Annotated in this window: 26 protein-coding genes; 1 reads left to right on the top strand and 25 read right to left on the bottom strand. The window is 42.4% G+C overall.

Translation table 11 applies throughout. The annotated features are described in order from the left end of the window. The first annotated feature begins 157 nt into the window (after positions 1–157). The gene (locus tag NYE58_RS16335; protein ID WP_340890647.1) at positions 158–823 is read left to right on the top strand and encodes a serine/threonine protein kinase; all 666 of its coding nucleotides are present in this window, start codon (positions 158–160) and stop codon (positions 821–823) included. Between the two features lie 183 nt (positions 824–1006). Here NYE58_RS16335 and NYE58_RS16330 read toward each other — a convergent pair whose 3' ends face one another. The 25 genes from NYE58_RS16330 to NYE58_RS16210 form a co-directional block, all read right to left on the bottom strand. Then, complete coding sequence (locus NYE58_RS16330) at positions 1007–1438, bottom strand: hypothetical protein (RefSeq protein WP_076275295.1); 432 nt, start codon at positions 1436–1438, stop codon at positions 1007–1009. A 61-nt stretch (positions 1439–1499) separates the two neighbouring features. Next, positions 1500–3311 (bottom strand): terminase large subunit domain-containing protein, encoded by a 1812-nt coding sequence (locus NYE58_RS16325; protein ID WP_341002374.1) that lies wholly within the window; start codon positions 3309–3311, stop codon positions 1500–1502. A 2-nt stretch (positions 3312–3313) separates the two neighbouring features. Then, positions 3314–3988 (bottom strand): hypothetical protein, encoded by a 675-nt coding sequence (locus NYE58_RS16320; RefSeq protein ID WP_341002373.1) that lies wholly within the window; start codon positions 3986–3988, stop codon positions 3314–3316. Positions 3989–4225: 237 nt separating this feature from the next. Then, a complete protein-coding gene (locus tag NYE58_RS16315) occupies positions 4226–4549 on the bottom strand; it encodes a hypothetical protein (RefSeq protein WP_341002372.1) in 324 nt (107 codons plus the stop codon). A 161-nt stretch (positions 4550–4710) separates the two neighbouring features. Beyond that, positions 4711–5097 carry a hypothetical protein gene (locus NYE58_RS16310; protein WP_341002369.1) on the bottom strand — a complete coding sequence of 129 codons (387 nt, stop codon included), beginning with the start codon at positions 5095–5097 and terminating at the stop codon, positions 4711–4713. A 309-nt stretch (positions 5098–5406) separates the two neighbouring features. Further along, positions 5407–5571: a hypothetical protein gene (locus NYE58_RS16305; RefSeq protein ID WP_179088971.1), complete on the bottom strand. Its 165-nt coding sequence runs from the start codon at positions 5569–5571 to the stop codon at positions 5407–5409. A 202-nt stretch (positions 5572–5773) separates the two neighbouring features. Beyond that, positions 5774–5944 (bottom strand): DUF3797 domain-containing protein, encoded by a 171-nt coding sequence (locus NYE58_RS16300; protein ID WP_076138816.1) that lies wholly within the window; start codon positions 5942–5944, stop codon positions 5774–5776. A gap of 752 nt (positions 5945–6696) precedes the next feature. Next, on the bottom strand, positions 6697–7350 hold the full coding sequence (locus NYE58_RS16295) for a hypothetical protein (protein ID WP_076138817.1): 654 nt from the start codon (positions 7348–7350) through the stop codon (positions 6697–6699). Positions 7351–7374: 24 nt separating this feature from the next. Continuing rightward, positions 7375–7530 carry a hypothetical protein gene (locus tag NYE58_RS16290; RefSeq protein ID WP_179088972.1) on the bottom strand — a complete coding sequence of 52 codons (156 nt, stop codon included), beginning with the start codon at positions 7528–7530 and terminating at the stop codon, positions 7375–7377. 1 nt (position 7531) lies between these two features. Continuing rightward, positions 7532–7867, bottom strand: a complete 336-nt coding sequence (locus tag NYE58_RS16285) for a hypothetical protein (RefSeq protein ID WP_340890636.1) — start codon at positions 7865–7867, stop codon at positions 7532–7534. 281 nt (positions 7868–8148) lie between these two features. Continuing rightward, positions 8149–8487, bottom strand: a complete 339-nt coding sequence (locus NYE58_RS16280; RefSeq protein WP_341002368.1) for a DUF3307 domain-containing protein — start codon at positions 8485–8487, stop codon at positions 8149–8151. 15 nt (positions 8488–8502) lie between these two features. Beyond that, positions 8503–8928 carry a YopX family protein gene (locus NYE58_RS16275; RefSeq protein WP_341002366.1) on the bottom strand — a complete coding sequence of 142 codons (426 nt, stop codon included), beginning with the start codon at positions 8926–8928 and terminating at the stop codon, positions 8503–8505. Between the two features lie 40 nt (positions 8929–8968). Beyond that, positions 8969–9355 (bottom strand): hypothetical protein, encoded by a 387-nt coding sequence (locus NYE58_RS16270; protein WP_341002365.1) that lies wholly within the window; start codon positions 9353–9355, stop codon positions 8969–8971. A 13-nt stretch (positions 9356–9368) separates the two neighbouring features. After that, the gene (locus tag NYE58_RS16265) at positions 9369–9785 is read right to left on the bottom strand and encodes a BC1872 family protein (RefSeq protein WP_341002363.1); all 417 of its coding nucleotides are present in this window, start codon (positions 9783–9785) and stop codon (positions 9369–9371) included. Continuing rightward, entirely contained in the window at positions 9782–10054 is a 273-nt protein-coding gene (locus NYE58_RS16260; RefSeq protein ID WP_076218586.1) for a hypothetical protein, read from the bottom strand. Before NYE58_RS16260 ends, NYE58_RS16265 begins: the two co-directional genes overlap by 4 nt. 31 nt (positions 10055–10085) lie before the next feature. Further along, entirely contained in the window at positions 10086–10277 is a 192-nt protein-coding gene (locus NYE58_RS16255) for a hypothetical protein (RefSeq protein ID WP_341002361.1), read from the bottom strand. Beyond that, positions 10246–10485: a hypothetical protein gene (locus tag NYE58_RS16250; protein ID WP_341002359.1), complete on the bottom strand. Its 240-nt coding sequence runs from the start codon at positions 10483–10485 to the stop codon at positions 10246–10248. The genes NYE58_RS16255 and NYE58_RS16250 overlap by 32 nt, the downstream gene beginning before the upstream one ends. Beyond that, the gene (locus NYE58_RS16245) at positions 10482–10964 is read right to left on the bottom strand and encodes a hypothetical protein (protein ID WP_341002356.1); all 483 of its coding nucleotides are present in this window, start codon (positions 10962–10964) and stop codon (positions 10482–10484) included. Before NYE58_RS16245 ends, NYE58_RS16250 begins: the two co-directional genes overlap by 4 nt. After that, positions 10961–11251 (bottom strand): hypothetical protein, encoded by a 291-nt coding sequence (locus NYE58_RS16240; RefSeq protein WP_341002353.1) that lies wholly within the window; start codon positions 11249–11251, stop codon positions 10961–10963. The genes NYE58_RS16245 and NYE58_RS16240 overlap by 4 nt, the downstream gene beginning before the upstream one ends. Positions 11252–11365: 114 nt before the next feature. Next, positions 11366–12367 carry a DNA cytosine methyltransferase gene (locus NYE58_RS16235; RefSeq protein WP_341002352.1) on the bottom strand — a complete coding sequence of 334 codons (1002 nt, stop codon included), beginning with the start codon at positions 12365–12367 and terminating at the stop codon, positions 11366–11368. A gap of 30 nt (positions 12368–12397) precedes the next feature. Further along, a complete protein-coding gene (locus NYE58_RS16230; RefSeq protein ID WP_341002351.1) occupies positions 12398–12808 on the bottom strand; it encodes a hypothetical protein in 411 nt (136 codons plus the stop codon). Positions 12809–12974: 166 nt separating this feature from the next. Beyond that, positions 12975–13256 carry a hypothetical protein gene (locus tag NYE58_RS16225; protein ID WP_340939610.1) on the bottom strand — a complete coding sequence of 94 codons (282 nt, stop codon included), beginning with the start codon at positions 13254–13256 and terminating at the stop codon, positions 12975–12977. Then, a complete protein-coding gene (locus NYE58_RS16220; protein WP_341002350.1) occupies positions 13243–13680 on the bottom strand; it encodes a hypothetical protein in 438 nt (145 codons plus the stop codon). Before NYE58_RS16220 ends, NYE58_RS16225 begins: the two co-directional genes overlap by 14 nt. Before the next feature lie 160 nt (positions 13681–13840). Beyond that, entirely contained in the window at positions 13841–14440 is a 600-nt protein-coding gene (locus tag NYE58_RS16215) for a dUTP diphosphatase (protein WP_341002349.1), read from the bottom strand. 62 nt (positions 14441–14502) lie between these two features. Next, complete coding sequence (locus tag NYE58_RS16210; protein ID WP_341002348.1) at positions 14503–15246, bottom strand: hypothetical protein; 744 nt, start codon at positions 15244–15246, stop codon at positions 14503–14505. Positions 15247–15279 lie beyond the last annotated feature (33 nt).

Below are 15279 nucleotides of genomic sequence, written 5' to 3'. Positions count from 1 at the left end.
CTTCTGTATTCGTTCATACTTCTATGGATTAATAATATCATTGGTTTTATTCGGTGTTACTACGGATTTCCTGCGTCATAGACACAGCTTCTTCCTTTGACCATTTGAAGTCCTCATGATACGATCTACGTGTTTACATAAAAAGGGAGGTTAATCAATGGCTACTTTTTTTGAACAAAACAAAGAATTTAGAGATTCACAATTACCTGAATGGGAAAAGTTAATAAACTACCTTTTCGGATCACCAACACCTGAAAACGAAGTTATCACAGATATCAAAGAGATCAAAAAGACTCTTAAGAAAATCGCAAAAAGTGATGCTAGTAACCATACTTTTATGCCTGATAGTGGAGGCATGGACCTTACTGGTTGTACTAAATCAGAGGAATCTGGTTGTTTAGAATTAGATTTTGATGGAATTACCCATATCGTAAAACCAAAAAAACTCATATTCCAGTCTTTCCCTGACGTACCTTTAGAATGGTCTTATTTCAATTTAATTGTTGATAAACTCCCCCCTAGTGGAGTATATGAAAATGATGACGACTATTATGAAGAGCTAACAGAATTATACCCGAATGAATATATAAGTAGAGGTTATTACGATGCAGGTGAATATAATGGTAAACCGTTACCAGAAGATGCTCGTGTAGTTCTTCGGTATTTCAAAGGAAGTTTCGTTATTTTCTCCAAAGCCTCAATATACAACTTAGCGGACCCTTTGAAAGGGTATAACGGAACACATGAAAAATATGGTGAAGAAATGTTTAAAAACGCAATAGAACGTATTTCCAAGGCTCTCAAAGAAAAAGGAATTAAGTAAATCAACAAGAGGTAACTGCTGATGAGGGATGCAATCAGCAGTTACCTCTTTATTGTAACACCTCCAATACTAGGAAGCATCAGATTCCGGATTTAGTTTTTGGATACAAAAACAGAAAGTGAATATAAAAATCACCTTCTGTCCTTTTTGTTTTTTAGTCTTCTTCGCGTCTCCTCACGAGCCCTATATGCTGAGGATATCATCTAACTTTTTACTAAGAGCCATTTTTGCCATTTGATCTTTAAAAACTCCAAGTCCATAGACTTCCTGTAAATCATCAGTAACAATAGCTACATGCAAGAACTTAGAAGTACTGGCTATGGCTTTAAATGCTGGAATAGTGACTTCCCCTAAAGGAATTAGTATATTAAGTATCTTGTCTTGAGTTAAACCTCGCAATTCGACACCAATAATATTATGTTTCCCTTCGACATGAAACGCCATTGAACCTAAAGAATCACTTTCTCGTATGCTACTTCTAAATTCCTCGAAAAAAGTACGTTTTTGTTTTACAACAACCATTAATTGTTCTGCGTCAGCATCATATAATACCTTGCTGTTGCCTGTTTCAATGTCAACTGCTTGTTCTTTAAAGAAGTCCTCGTAAGTTTGCATATAATTCTCCTTTATTAGTGATTTTAGGATTATACCAAATAGTAAGTTTTCCCACTATGTGTTATGTCCTTTTTAAAGTTATGGCTCCTATGCTCGGGATCATCACATGTTTATTGCTTGGTGGACGGCGTAATCTCATTTGGTGGGCTATGCCGTAACCTAAGACTCTATCATCCTTGCATCCGCCTAGTGTTCCCTTGCCCATAGCTTGCGGCTTACCCGCTCTATTGCGGACAAATGTCTTCATTTCGCTGATTAGGTTAGCATCATTGATACGCCATACTCCCTCTCGAATGCCTTCTATAAGCGCGTCTACGAGTATCGGACGCGTGACAGTTGTTGTAGGCCATCCGGGTCTATTCTCATTCGTTCCAGCTTCAGCGTTATAGGAATCATGATGATAAAGGTTCGGATAGAATGTCACGTTCAACAGCGTGTTAATGACACTGTGCCCCACATTGTTCGTTTCTACGCCTAACAGCGCATCGCCATACAAACGCCCTACATAGTCCAGTTGCTTGGCGTAGATATCCAGATCCATTTGTCCGTAAACTGCTGCAACGTCCTCGCCGGTATCTGCATCAATGATATAAGCTGCTGAAGCATCTCCACCTTCAAGTCCTTCGGCGACGTCAGCTCCGATGCAGTATTCCTTATCTGGATCGTATTCACCGAAGATTTCAAACTCCCCACGCTCATCCTCAATGAATTTGACTGCTGTCCAATCGTAACCTGTGCCTTCAATTGCTGGAGGAATAACAACAGAGTATTTGATTCCTTTTCTGGTATGCTTGGTCATCGTATCCAGTTTGTCTTGGTTAAATACTGTGCGACCTGTAACCAAGAACGCCTCTTCTGGTGTTGAAGGATACTCCTGCCGGAATAGCTTTTCATCACCTTCAAAGTCATTCCTGATTGTATAGCGTCGCCATTCTAATTGCTCATCAGATAAATTGAACTTTTCTTTTAACTCGATCTCATCTTTTGTGAGTTCAAAGTCAGCCGGAACCTTCATGCGGTAATCAGGCATATCGAACCACGGGAAGAACAACGGTATATAGTCATTCTTACCAGCTACAGCGTTATCCCACATTTCTTTGTATATCTCAATTCCGTTTGCAGTTGATTCAATAATACCGACTGTACGCGGTTCCTTGGATAGTGCGGCGAACAGGGAAGCTAAATGTTTCTTCTTACGGTTCTCTGGCCAGAACGCCAACTCTGATATGTGGAGGTAATGAATGGTCTCTGAACGTGCAAGGACACGGTTCTCTGCGGATTGGACTGTGATCTTGGATTTAAGCCCCGGCTCCTTCTTGCGATCAACATCCTTCATCGCTGGGCTTTCAAACGTCAGACGGCGGCTATTGTTCCGCTTGCGCATAGGCTTGATATGCTCGGGGATGTAGTCGTAGTAAAGACGGAACATGTCGTAAAGGTTTTCTGATGCACTGGAGTCCTGAGCTACGATGAATGCATTCTTGGCTTCCTGTAGCGAGGACAGATAGTAAATGATGGCCTCTGTTGTCGTGGAGAATCCCATCTGCCGTGCCTTCAGGATGATTATTCGCACCGGCTTGCCTGACTTGATTTGCTCGAACACCGTCTTGGCAAGTTTCTTCTGAGCCTTATTCAGCGTGAGTGGTACAATATCCCCGGTTTTTGTCTTGATCCGCAGGAATTCAAAACAAAAGGCCTCAAAGTCGTCAAGGTTTCCCTTGAGTTCTTTAAGGCCTATTGGATTATCTCTATATTCACTTTCGATCTTTCTGTTTATTTCTCCAGCCAGATCAACGAACTTTAGCTTCGGACCTTTTGCCCCTCCAATTGATTCAGCTGCTTTACGTATCTGTTCATGCAGTTTAGCCAGCACATTTATTCACCGCCGCCTGTATAGAGCTTCTGCTGATCAATCAGTTGCTTCATACGTGGGTTGGCGGATATACGGATGATCGAACGGTCATACGCTCCGTCTGTGGACTCCTCCTGAAATATCTCCATGAAAATGTTGATGTACTCTTGAACCAACTCAAATTGGAACGCCTTCTCTCTTAATGCAACAAGGAACTTCATGTTCTCGCGTACCTCACGGTTAAGCGATACAATTTCAACTACCTTACGACGCAACTCCACTTCAAATGAATTCTGCCACCCTTCAATAAAGCTAACGTAGTTGAACTCCTCACCGTCTTCCATGAGTTTATTTATGAGTTCATCCATCTCTTCTCTGAACAACTTCGGTAGATCGTCCACCAGTTCAAATCGATCAATGAGGCGTTTGGTTGCATCAAGGTTGGTTTGAATAATATCTATCTCCTGATGAACTGTCTTAATCACACGCCTGCGGTCAGCCACAATTGCATCTTTCTTCTTGGCTTGTTCTGCCGTCCCCTTCTCTTTGACATACTTCGCTACTGCCGTATGTGAGACTTGCTCATTTGCCCATTCAGAACATTCTTCAGCGATTGCTCGTACAGTCTTTCCGTTCCTCACACCAGCCCACACAATTTCCTGACACCCTAATGTTTCAATCTTTGATGGTTTTGCCACTTCTCATACCCCTTTCTATTCTTGTAACGTTTGTAACGTCTTGTAACGCTTGTAATGGCATTTTGTAACGTTTGAAGCGTTACAAGGTTTGAATGCATATAATGAAGAGCCTTATTCTATAAGGGTTTAACTTGTAATTCTTGTAACGTTACAGAAGGCTTACAAGCAAACAATCGGTTAAGGAAAATTTTCCTGAGCAAATAAAAAACGCCCTTCATCGGCGCTATCGGTTGTTACCTATATGATTTGCTGACCTTTGTTAATCTGGAAGTTATCCAGTGTAATCCGATCATCATGTTTCCTTGCCCAAGCTAATGCCCTCGGTACATCAAAGTGACTGTTACCATAGCATGTGATCAGCACAACCTTTCCTTCGCGGACGGTGAATATCCACCAGACATCATAGATATTGATGAAATCTCCATCTCTTCTGTAGTCCCCTGCTGCCAATTGTTCACGTCCGGCATTCCGAATCTCTTCAAATGTCGCCGGTCCTACCCTTTCAGTGAATTGCTCGTGTGCATGAATAGTTAGCTCTAATCGCAATCCATTTAGTATCATTGTTATCTCCCCCTTAAGTATAATTTTGTTTCATAGAAATGAAAAAAGCGCCCTATGAGGCGCCCCTAGATAAAGATATATTGGTTGTATGTACAATGTAACATGGATTTAATTCGGATTTACTACGTTAAAAGTCTACGAAATGAAACTTATCTCTTGTCCTATTGATTATCGTAAGCCTGAATGAATCTTTTCCAATATTCCCGTTCAACCCTGTGTATTCGGCCCTCAACCATAATATTTCGTTTCTTACGATCAACTTCTTGCACTCGTCGTAGATTGATATGTAGTTTATTGGATATGCGTTGCATATCTGCCTTCTCCAATTCTTTAGGCATTAGCATTGCAGCTACACAATCTTCGTTTAGTATGCGGTAATTTCCATTAGCTGTAACAGCTAAAATCGTGTCACTTGCTCCTCGCATCACCTTATTAATATCTTTTCCGTTGATGGTTATGATTTGATCACTCCCAGTGGGAATAGCAAATATCTGTTCTTGCTTTTTAATCCATCCTTTCAAAACCTTTAATACTGGATCTGATTTCATAATGTATCCTCCACTGATGTTTCAGAGGTTTTCTATGCAAAGTAGGATTAATCCTCTTGGTAATTTATTCCTAGGTACATTAAAGAGCGGTATCCCATCCAATGCCTCCAGTACATTGTCAGTATACCGCTCGTTTGTTTTGATGTAGGCAAGGGTTTGCACCTTGCATGGTAAATTTCGCGGTATCTCGTGTATGCCCGATATTGCTGGAGCTTCAGCGCTCTTTTACCGAGAGCTATTAGCTACACCGCTACATTGCGTCTACCTATTCCGTCACCACATCAATAAAAAAAGCACCCTAAGATGCATTTATCTATCCAATATATTTTTTTTAATCTTTTCAACGTCATACTCAATGTTTTCTAGCGATTTTTTAAAAGCGTGAAGATTATCAGAGTTATTTTCAATGTTTTTCAGTCTGCTGTTTATTTCGGATAAATACTGAAGCATCTCTTCCGCCTGTCTTTCATTCACTTTCTCACCCCCGTTCTAATATGAAAGTTCGGCGTGAGAAAGCATTTCCCTTTTTTGGCAAGGAAACTTTTCCTGCTTTGCGAGCAGTACAACCATTTCCCCGAATTACCAGGTATTTAACAACCAATATCCCATATACAGGAATATCACTTTAAGATCAGCACGTTTTAGGCAAAGTGCTTTACACGCAAAATGTAAAGCACTATGAATTCTGTTCATCCTTCACCGTTTTGCTCCAGCCACACTTACAGGTGCGTTCAAATGAGTTTTCATCAATGTTGATTGTTCCTTCACCTGCTCCAATATTTCCATTCCCACACTTTGGGCACTCAGCATACTTCTTTGAAAGCCTAATCGCCTCTGCGAACTTCATAGATATTACCTCCAAATTGCCAAACGCTTGGTAATATGAAAAAGCAACCGATGGCGCATATCTACAAGCCCATGTTCCAGAGCTTCCCTTAGCGTTTACCCTTAAAAAGGCCATCAATTGCCACTAAATAACGCTCATACAAACCGTGAGACGTATACGGTGATTTGCGCTCTTTACTGAGCCCAGCAGTTACGCTGAAAAGCTGAACCGCTAACGATTCGACCTCATACATAATATACCATATTCAAAACATAAAAACAGCCGATGGTGTTCAGACCTCCGGCTTCTCAGGCCATCCCCTTCACACATACCCCCTAGGCGGGTCATCGACTGTTTTTATGGTGCGCCCATTTATCCGTGAGCACAAACGGTTTATTGTTGGGCGGTAATTTATAATATGCGGATACCGCTAATCCGCCATGCCCCGGCTTGGGCAACAATGTGCACCTTTAATGCTTCGGGGTATTCCCCTCTGTGCACTGTCTCCAATTAGTAGTTCGACCCGGTTATTTATTTACGTATCCGGTTCACATTCTCGATCCATATCTTTAGCCGCTGAGATCACGGTTGCCCAGGAGGTGTTCGGGTATGAGCTGCGGTGTGATGTCCCGTCACAGATTGCCGCAACCAGATATAGAGTAGTACGGAAGCTCTCGCCTCGGTATCTTTATTATATTTGGGGTATTGTGCTGCTACGCTACGGAAATTACGCCTTATTATGTGAATGGGCAAAAAAATACCGCTCCAGGTATCTACCCTTCGCGGTTGAGTTGTCTTAATCCGATTTCGCCTTCTTTGTTTCGTCCACGCCCATAATCTATCGTCACATGATCCAGCGTCCCATTAAACAATAACGTGTTAGCAAGGGATGCGATGACCCTCCGGCGCTTCTCGGCAAACGTAGTAGCCTCTATGCTGTAGATTCCTTTTTTCCTTTCATGTCTCATGTACTCTACTGCGTCTTTGTATCTGAACTTCCTTTCACCAGTGAACAGTAATTCTACGATCTTGTACTCATGTGGATCAATGATGTTATTTGCCGCGTGCATCACAGCCTCTGTAACTCGTTTATACAGCATGTAATTAAGATGGCGTGTCTCTTTAGCAATGAGTACGTTGGCTGGCAAATTGGAGACGTGGTCGCTTGTGCTGAGGCGTTTGACTGCTCCTTCTGCTCCCGCCATATCGAAATCATTAAGTCCGTGTTCCTGCGGCTGCTTGAGGACGAATTCATAACTGTCCACCAGCCCCTTGATGGTCCGATAATTGTTTAGCAACCACAGGGCTTTCCTGATATCCTCCTGGTCAGCGTTGGTGAAGAACTGGACCTGATAAGCTCTTGTTATATCTGCGAGATCATTCTTAGGAGTAAAATCTTTATGCGGTACTGGAATTATCTCAATCATGGACATAACCTCCTTGCGGTTGTCTTACATATTTACGATTAGTATAGAGTGAATTTCATCCATGTTTACTACGGATTCTCGTCCTTCTGGTATGCCGTAGGATTCGAATCCTCGTCGTAGAAATTCTTCATAATCTTCATCCATTAGATTGTAATCATGTATCTCAAGTGCTGTCTTCAAGTTAGTTCAACTCCTCAAGTACATATTCTTCTGCCATAAGTAATTGCTTTGTATGTTCCATTTCATTTTCTGACGGACGTACAATGTACTCTTCAACATAAATTGGAACGATATGGTTTCGGCATCTATTATAAGTAACCTTGTAATTTGGTCTTGGTTCAGTTGTAAGATCGAATTCGCCTTTCTCCAACTTCCTGATGTATAGTTCTAAAATGTCCTGCTGTGCATCATTGCGCTGAAAGCGAATTTCATCGTTGATAGGCAGTTGAGCATCTAGCTTTTTGAGATGTTGTTTCATACCTTCCAACAACTTTTCTGCGTCTATCAGTTTAGGCATTGTCTGTTTCCTCCCATTCGACTGTAGGGTAACGCTTTGTCAAATTGACTACAGCTTTGCATTTATTGCATTCGTGTGGATACTGTGGAGGAATGCTCATAAGTATATGACTTGATGGTTTCATTTCTCCGCCGCATTCACATCTGTAACGAACTCCGTAGGGCTTAACCTCAAATCTTTCTTCACTCATAGTGTCTTGTTCCTCTCTTTATGGGGAGCAGATAACCTTATACGGCTACCGGCTCCGCCTGAGTATTTCGGTCGAATCGTTGCCCTTCGGCCTAAAACATTCCTTTCGCCGCCATGAGCACAAGTATCTGCATCAAGTGAACGCCCTGATCTAAGAGCAATCCACCCTTTAAATTGTCCAGTCGTGTGTAGATTCCTATTGGCTTCGCCTTGCAATAGTCTGCAATCGCATGGACCACGAAAAGAAATACAACGTCATAAAAATTAACTTGGTAACCCAGCAGATGAACTGCAACTAAAATTGTTCCTGTCCATATCCCTGCATGCGAGATCAATGATATTACGTTGCTACCTTTCGTCTTTGCTAAGAAATCACCTTGTAATGGGTAGTCAGCCAACAAGTGAGCGAATATTAAAACAAGTAACGGCATATCCTCTTCTCCCCCTTATACCTCTGCCTTCTCTAGTAATTCAGGATTTTCATATATATTTCCGACCACTTCTGCTTCTCGACTTAAGTAATCCCGATCATCATCTAGCAAAGGTTGTCCGCCGACCTTGAAAGTACCTTCCTCATAGGTGACCACTTCATTGTGATATGTGGTTTCTGTATTTTCCGGCGTTTCGTATAGATCAGGAATTTTAAGAATGTGACTTTGGTGGACTTCCACTCCGTTCTTATCTTCAATATCAGCGAATCTCAGGAATTCAACGTCCATTTCATAATCATAACCATCCTCATCTATTCTCTTAGTATCTGACATCCAAAGACCTTGATAGTAATTAAGGGAATATCTATCGCCAATATGCCTCGGATCGATCATGACCTTCTCTTCTTTATCCCAGAACTTATATTTCAGTCCGCTGCCCATCGTGTATCGTCTCCTTTGATTGGGGTATCAGCCCCCTAAATTACAATTTCACTACTTCAACAATTTTTACTGGTTTGACAGTATACGAGACTGAATACTCTCGTTCATATTCAATTTGTGACCCGCAGGTACTGCAATCAATCGTGTCACTATCTTCTTTCATTTCCCACGCATCACCATATTCATGACCACAGTAAGGACACTTCAATTCATCTCCATACTCTTCATCATGCTCGTGATCAAGAGTGATCTCTTCCACACCGAGAACCTTTTTCTTAGGGCTTTTAGCACAGCTACGATATGTCTTGCCATTGATCTCAAATGTTTCTCCGAATTCGGGTTCGGCTTCCACTTCTTTCACAAGTTCCATGAGTTGAAAATTATCGTCCCAAAAATGCTCCCTGTCGTAAATTCTTATTTGCCACATTGTCTCAGCCCCCTTATAAGTTCAGTACAGCCAGTAATGCAGCCTTACACCTTTGTTCAGCCGTTGCATGAATGTAATCAAACATCCCTACATACTCACCAGTACCAACTAAAACCTGTTTTATACATGAGACATATCCAGTGTGTAATCTAAGTACCTTTATACGCTCTTCCACTTCCCATGCCTCGGATATGTCTTCACCGAACCGCGGGCAGTCAAGCCACGCCTTTTCCTCTGAATTTCTCCATTCTGCATTGTGCCATGTGCCCTTCATTGGCTTCCATGCTTCATATCCAAACCAACCGATCAGCAGGCTAAGCTCAGGAAAGTTTTCCTTACCGATAACTTTGGCTTTGAATACATGCTCTGCAACCACTGGACCAAGTTCAATCGGGTCCATCGCCAGTATCTCTTCCCTTGTGAGTGTCATTGGTTAGCCTCCTTTGATTTCCGTTTTGCTTCATCCAACATTTCACCGATATAGGAACATTCATATCCGTCTGGATCGTTGAAAAGTGTGGGGTTGGCATCCATAAATTCTTTAGCTTCATCGCACATGTACCAATTTTGAAACTCTCCTTCATACTCACCCCTGTAATTCCAGCAACTTGAACCAGATGGGATTGTACGTCCTGTCGCAGCACATTTGTGATCCTTGCGCGTCTTATTGACTCTCGTTAGTTCGTTCCATGTACTCATTGGTTATCTCCTTCCTCAACCTCAAATTTTTCTAAACTTGGACATTCAGGTTTTCCATTTGCTCTATTGCTTTTCCTAAGCTCTCCAACTTCTCGAAGTTATCTTTTGCTTCAGCAATTTGCTTGTCTCTTACTTGGTCGGCAATCAACAAGCGCAAATCATTATAGCTATCCTTGAGATCATCCAAGGTCTCAATCACGTCTTTTAATTTCACTAGCTTCATCGTTGTCCTCCTTTGGTGCTGGGGTAGACAGTTTCTCAAAAAATATACTTCCGCATTTGCAAGGTGACGGAGGTCTAATTTTAACCTCAGATTCGTGTACAGTCTCGCACTTTGAACACTTCCACGATTTCGATTTCATTCCGCCGCCGTTGAGAATGATTTTATCTGGCAGCCTGCCCATGTGTGTGATTACGTCCCATTCGTTCATTTCAGGTCCTCCTCGTTTGTGGGTGCTGGGGTATCTGGGTAAAGGGTGGACCTGAATCGCTTATAAACTTCCTCTGCTTGGTCCAAGTCGAGACTTGTTAAGTCACCGCGCTGAATGATTTGGTATAACCCCTCTATAGCCTCGGACGATTCCTCTTTTAGTTGCTTTTCCCGTTCCTCCAGCCGAATTATTTCCTCAGCAAGAAGATATTCTTTTCTATCTGCTTCAGTGCGGATATGACGTATTAATTCGAAACGTGCGCTATTCTCTAATTCTTTTACTCGAGCCTCTGCTGCGTCTGCACGCTCCGAATATTTTCCAGACTCAGCTATTTGTTTTTCATATGCTGATTCTAAGCCGCCATATGCACCCAGCCAGTAGAACAGTGAATCAAGCACATTGTTAAGGTGGATGATGGTATGCTCGTATCTGGCTGTATGTGCCATCTCCATATCCTTTTGCCAGTCCCTTTGTGTCATTGGGAATTTACCTCCTCAGCCACCATGCAATCCCGAACTTCATGAAGCATTTCGATTAACACGTCAACTGAATCAATGCTCTTGAAAGTAAAATGAACTTCTGGGTTATGCTCTTCCATTTCCAATCCAGCGTACTCTTCCGTGCGTTCTCCGATCACTCGCGGCTCATGCTGTTTGAAAGACAAGCCGTTTGAACTATTTGTTCCAGTACATACATGGTGAAGCAAAATATCTCCTGCCCCAAACTCTACCGTCTTCATTCCTTCACTGTTCGTTAATATTGGCATCTCTTATATCCTCCTTGTGGGAGAGGAGGGATACTCCTACTCCCTTAATGATCTGGTTCGGCCCCCGCGTTGCTGGGTTTATGCTGTCGGACGATGGCCTAACGGCCTAGCGCATCAGCAAATAAATTGTAATTGCCCATCTGCAGTTGCCGTTAAATCCATTCCGTAGTCCTTACTTATTATCACTTCGAATATTGCTTCCAGCATTTGTACAACAATGCTGTTACCAGCTAAAGCGTACAATGTTCGACTTCGGTAGTTTGGTTTGACCGGAAACTCTTTTAGCATGAGATCGAAGTCCATATCATCAAATCCCATCAAACGCCAGTACTCACGCTCTGTCGGATACCGGTATCGTCCATCACTCAACTTGATTACTCCTGGGCTTGGACATCTGTCTGGTCGCTCAGTTAATGTCCAGAAGTGGGATTCTACGGTTTCTACGTATCTAAACTTAGATTTATTAGCCTCGATCTCTTCCGGTGTTGCCAAGTCGGCCAGCCTGTTTAACATAGACGGGATGCTAACGATATATTTTTCAAGATCAATTTCACTCTCATCCTGTAGAAAATCTTCTATAGGTAGCAGGGGGCGTTTTGTTAATTTCGAGAAATCGAAAGCTTTGCCCCCCAAAATAGAAATACAGAATAGTCGTTCACGGCTTTGTGGTATACCAAAATCCATTGCTTGCAGCACTTCTGATGAATTCCTGTAGCCCATCCTCTCCATTTCAAGCAAATACTCATTTAAAATAGGCATTTTACTCTGGTATGTTGCTCCCTTGACGTTTTCCCAAATTACAACTGCAGGACGCCACTCACCCATTTCACGAATGATACGAAGTGTTTCAAGCATTAATTTTGAGCGTCCTTTGTCATCGTTTAAGTTGGCCACTGAGTTATCTTGACAAGGGCTGCCATGCACCAGGATGTCAGGCTTTAGATCCCACACCCTTACGTCTTGCGCGTGATAACGAAAAGGATTCATGGCGTTGTAGGCTTTCACACGGTTTTCTTTCCATTCCACGTAGTCAATGGTTTTAACCTTTTCACCTAAATTCTTCAGAGCCTTAATGTCAGCCCCTATGCCGCCGAAAAGTGATAGTAATTTAATCAATACTGGTTCACCTTCTTTCGCTGTATGCGTCTACTTCGCACTACTTAGCGTGATATATGCCGCCTCTGCCCACTCTCGGGGGCTGGCGGTGAGCAATAGAGTTATCCCTTCATAATCTAATGCCCCACTATCCCAATATCCGTCAGCGCCTACAACCTTAGATAGCGCCTGAATGTACCAGTAGAAGCGCTCTTTGCACGCTGCTGTCTGTACCTCTAGGCTGGCAGCAGGGTCATTGCAGTAGTTAGGAACGTCAGCCCATGCTTCAAGCTCCGTATTACGTTCTCCACCGAATACAATCTCCGGATATCCATCAGGATCTGTTAATTCAAAATAGCATCTCTCTGCAACATCCTTGTCATAGTGGTAGATTGTGTACCCCATCAACTCCGCCAGCGCCCGGTTAAGCTGCTGATCGGTCTTATCCTTTATCTGTGTCATGATTCGCCCTCCCAACCTGCACTACATTTCACACACTGAAATTGATACTGAGGTAGTTCGTGCAGCGCTTGGTGTACTGCCGGCTGTCCGCATGCACACCAGAGACGAGAGAGGTCGTCACGCAATTGACCATCAACGAGTTTTATAGGTCCCTGTCCTAAATCATTCATGCCTTGTCGCTCCCTTCCTCAGGTGGATGTATGTCACAAGTTCTCTCCAAGTCCGCTAAGAAAAAAGTAACTTCTTCTTCACCTTCATCAAAAATGAACAAGACATCGTACATATCCACGTATCCATAACGCGAGTCCCAACCACTGGAATTGATTTCACCAACGCTACCAGACGTAATTACACCTTCTGTTTCTTCGCCCTCAAATGTCTTTGAGGTATAGGGGATATCTTGCTTCGCCGTTACCTTTGATCCAAGTTCGTGTTTATATCTGTTCATCTGTCTTCTCCCCTTCCACATATCCCATCGAAACACTTGCAACATCTACAGCATTTTCATCTGTGCTATAAGCAATTATTTCGTTTAAAGCTGTCTCGTGCCGGGCTATGGTCTGCTGTGCCTCTGCCAGCTTCCTCTCTGCCGATTCCTTGAATACTCGTTGACGTCCAGCTTCGTAATTTGCCTTTTCCAAAAGCATGCGTTTTATTTCAAGTGCATTACCTGTATCGCCAAGCTTATGTTCTGCCTCTTCTAGAGCAGCCAGCAACTCGTTCGTGCCTTCACATAAGGCAAACACTTCACCTCTCAAGTGCGCTTCTGCTCCTCTAGAATTGTCAGCAGCAAACCAACTATCATCAGCAGTTTGTTTGATCTCTTCTATCCGTTCTGGTGTCGGTAAGGAAACTTTTCCTGAATCTTTCATTCGCCCCATACCTCCTTATGGCAGGATTTGCACACTTCGAGTTCGTTGCCATTGAACTTATTTTTCATGACCAATTCAGAATGTTTTTCCTCACAGAGTTGACAAAGTGTCCGACCACATTCGGGGCATTTCTTAAGTTCAGTCATAATGTCACCCTCTCTTAATATCCATTGGATTGACGATCATGGTTTACTTTGTTCTTGGCTGCATAGGCTTCAGTGATCTGTTCAAATGAGAAGCCAAGGCGTTGCTCACCAAGCGAGTAAAAGCAAGCCAGTGCTCCCCGGAAAAAGTGTCGTTGCTCATCTTTGAATCTTTCGTATCCTCCTACCAAAAATTCGCCCCCGATGATCATTCCGACATTGTGCAAAATCTCCGTAAAAAGAACAACCGTCTTCAATTCCGCTACATCGTCCGGGATGTATAGGTCATCCGCAGGAAGGTTAAGCTGCCGCGCGATGCTCAGGAAGAAGTGTAGACAGTCTACGTATTCTTCTAGTAGAGGATTGTAAGCTTCTCCGCGCTCGACACCAATATCATCTACGCCCAAGCTCCGCACGGCACGAGTACGTGGTTTCTGATTCTTGCTCCAATGCTTGAATCCGCGCCATTCATTCGCCAGTTCTCCGATTTCTACCTGAAGAGCTAATATTGTATTAGGCAGCAGATCAACGCCTTCAAGCCCCTTTTCTTTGATGATTCGAGCATCCAGTACTTTTTGCATTTCAAACATTTGTTCAAGAGTTAACGTATTTTCCATTGCCAATCGTCTCCTTTATAGGGGGCGATTTACGCCCCACCTTATATCAACAGAATCAATTATTAAGAGAAAGTCGCTTCTGGTTCTTTATCTGGTTTAACTTCATCTCCATCAGAATCAGTATCAAGAATAAGCTTTGTCCCATTTTGATTGAGTTTCATTAGGAATATAGAAAACTCGTCCAAGTGTCTTAGTGAATTTATATCTTGAATAGAATTGCGTTCAATCGTCCATTCGCCTTTATCGTATTTAGGCCATGTGTGAATTCGGATTTCGTAATTCATTTTCTCGTCATGCTCACATTCAAATACCAAAACTGCATGCTTCATGCTGCTCCAAGACCGCTCTTCGTTGTATTCAACTTCAAAACGTACATCCACATATTCGTAGCTGGGCTCATCATCGTAGCAAACCTCAAGACCATCTGTTTCAACGTTTTCTTCTACATATTTCTTCCAGCGTTCAAACAATTCAGTTACCTTAATGGTTTTCATTTCATCTGGAATCATTAAATTCTTAAAGTTTTCCAACATCTTTTTGTTCTCTAGCGCCGAACTTTTCAGCACATCCACTAAAACAGAATCCAGCTTAGTGATGTATTCGCTATAATCGTAATTTTCCAAATAAGGAACCATTACAGATTTAACTTGCTTTTCTATAACCTTTGTTACGTCTCCATAAGAGCCAAGTAGATCTTTAAGAGCATTTTTAATTCCGTTTTCTAATTGTTCTGCAATCAATTTCTCGATCGTGCCATCCTCTAGCTTTTTAGAAATAACGTCCTTAATGCTTTTTTCCAATGACATATATTTCGCTCCCTTTAATTGAATTATTTGTTG

Source organism: Paenibacillus sp. FSL L8-0708 (genome assembly GCF_038009325.1).
Lineage (GTDB): Bacteria > Bacillota > Bacilli > Paenibacillales > Paenibacillaceae > Paenibacillus_AQ > Paenibacillus_AQ odorifer.
Note: the sequence above shows the minus strand (reverse complement) of the source record. Positions and strands in the feature narration are given on the sequence as shown.

Excerpts from the sequence above, each read along its gene's own strand:
- NYE58_RS16215 (WP_341002349.1), bottom strand. The coding sequence starts at position 14,440 with ATGGAAAATACGTTAACTCTTGAACAAATGTTTGAAATGCAAAAAGTA.
- NYE58_RS16280 (WP_341002368.1), bottom strand. The coding sequence starts at position 8,487 with ATGCCGTTACTTGTTTTAATATTCGCTCACTTGTTGGCTGACTACCCA.
- NYE58_RS16275 (WP_341002366.1), bottom strand. The coding sequence starts at position 8,928 with ATGGGCAGCGGACTGAAATATAAGTTCTGGGATAAAGAAGAGAAGGTC.
- NYE58_RS16260 (WP_076218586.1), bottom strand. The coding sequence starts at position 10,054 with ATGAGTACATGGAACGAACTAACGAGAGTCAATAAGACGCGCAAGGAT.
- NYE58_RS16265 (WP_341002363.1), bottom strand. The coding sequence starts at position 9,785 with ATGACACTCACAAGGGAAGAGATACTGGCGATGGACCCGATTGAACTT.
- NYE58_RS16225 (WP_340939610.1), bottom strand. The coding sequence starts at position 13,256 with ATGAACAGATATAAACACGAACTTGGATCAAAGGTAACGGCGAAGCAA.
- NYE58_RS16330 (WP_076275295.1), bottom strand. The coding sequence starts at position 1,438 with ATGCAAACTTACGAGGACTTCTTTAAAGAACAAGCAGTTGACATTGAA.
- NYE58_RS16285 (WP_340890636.1), bottom strand. The coding sequence starts at position 7,867 with ATGCCTAAACTGATAGACGCAGAAAAGTTGTTGGAAGGTATGAAACAA.
- NYE58_RS16270 (WP_341002365.1), bottom strand. The coding sequence starts at position 9,355 with ATGTGGCAAATAAGAATTTACGACAGGGAGCATTTTTGGGACGATAAT.
- NYE58_RS16315 (WP_341002372.1), bottom strand. The coding sequence starts at position 4,549 with ATGATACTAAATGGATTGCGATTAGAGCTAACTATTCATGCACACGAG.
- NYE58_RS16210 (WP_341002348.1), bottom strand. The coding sequence starts at position 15,246 with ATGTCATTGGAAAAAAGCATTAAGGACGTTATTTCTAAAAAGCTAGAG.
- NYE58_RS16255 (WP_341002361.1), bottom strand. The coding sequence starts at position 10,277 with ATGAAGCTAGTGAAATTAAAAGACGTGATTGAGACCTTGGATGATCTC.
- NYE58_RS16240 (WP_341002353.1), bottom strand. The coding sequence starts at position 11,251 with ATGCCAATATTAACGAACAGTGAAGGAATGAAGACGGTAGAGTTTGGG.
- NYE58_RS16245 (WP_341002356.1), bottom strand. The coding sequence starts at position 10,964 with ATGACACAAAGGGACTGGCAAAAGGATATGGAGATGGCACATACAGCC.
- NYE58_RS16250 (WP_341002359.1), bottom strand. The coding sequence starts at position 10,485 with ATGAACGAATGGGACGTAATCACACACATGGGCAGGCTGCCAGATAAA.
- NYE58_RS16230 (WP_341002351.1), bottom strand. The coding sequence starts at position 12,808 with ATGACACAGATAAAGGATAAGACCGATCAGCAGCTTAACCGGGCGCTG.
- NYE58_RS16335 (WP_340890647.1), top strand. The coding sequence starts at position 158 with ATGGCTACTTTTTTTGAACAAAACAAAGAATTTAGAGATTCACAATTA.
- NYE58_RS16300 (WP_076138816.1), bottom strand. The coding sequence starts at position 5,944 with ATGAAGTTCGCAGAGGCGATTAGGCTTTCAAAGAAGTATGCTGAGTGC.
- NYE58_RS16295 (WP_076138817.1), bottom strand. The coding sequence starts at position 7,350 with ATGATTGAGATAATTCCAGTACCGCATAAAGATTTTACTCCTAAGAAT.
- NYE58_RS16310 (WP_341002369.1), bottom strand. The coding sequence starts at position 5,097 with ATGAAATCAGATCCAGTATTAAAGGTTTTGAAAGGATGGATTAAAAAG.
- NYE58_RS16220 (WP_341002350.1), bottom strand. The coding sequence starts at position 13,680 with ATGAAAGATTCAGGAAAAGTTTCCTTACCGACACCAGAACGGATAGAA.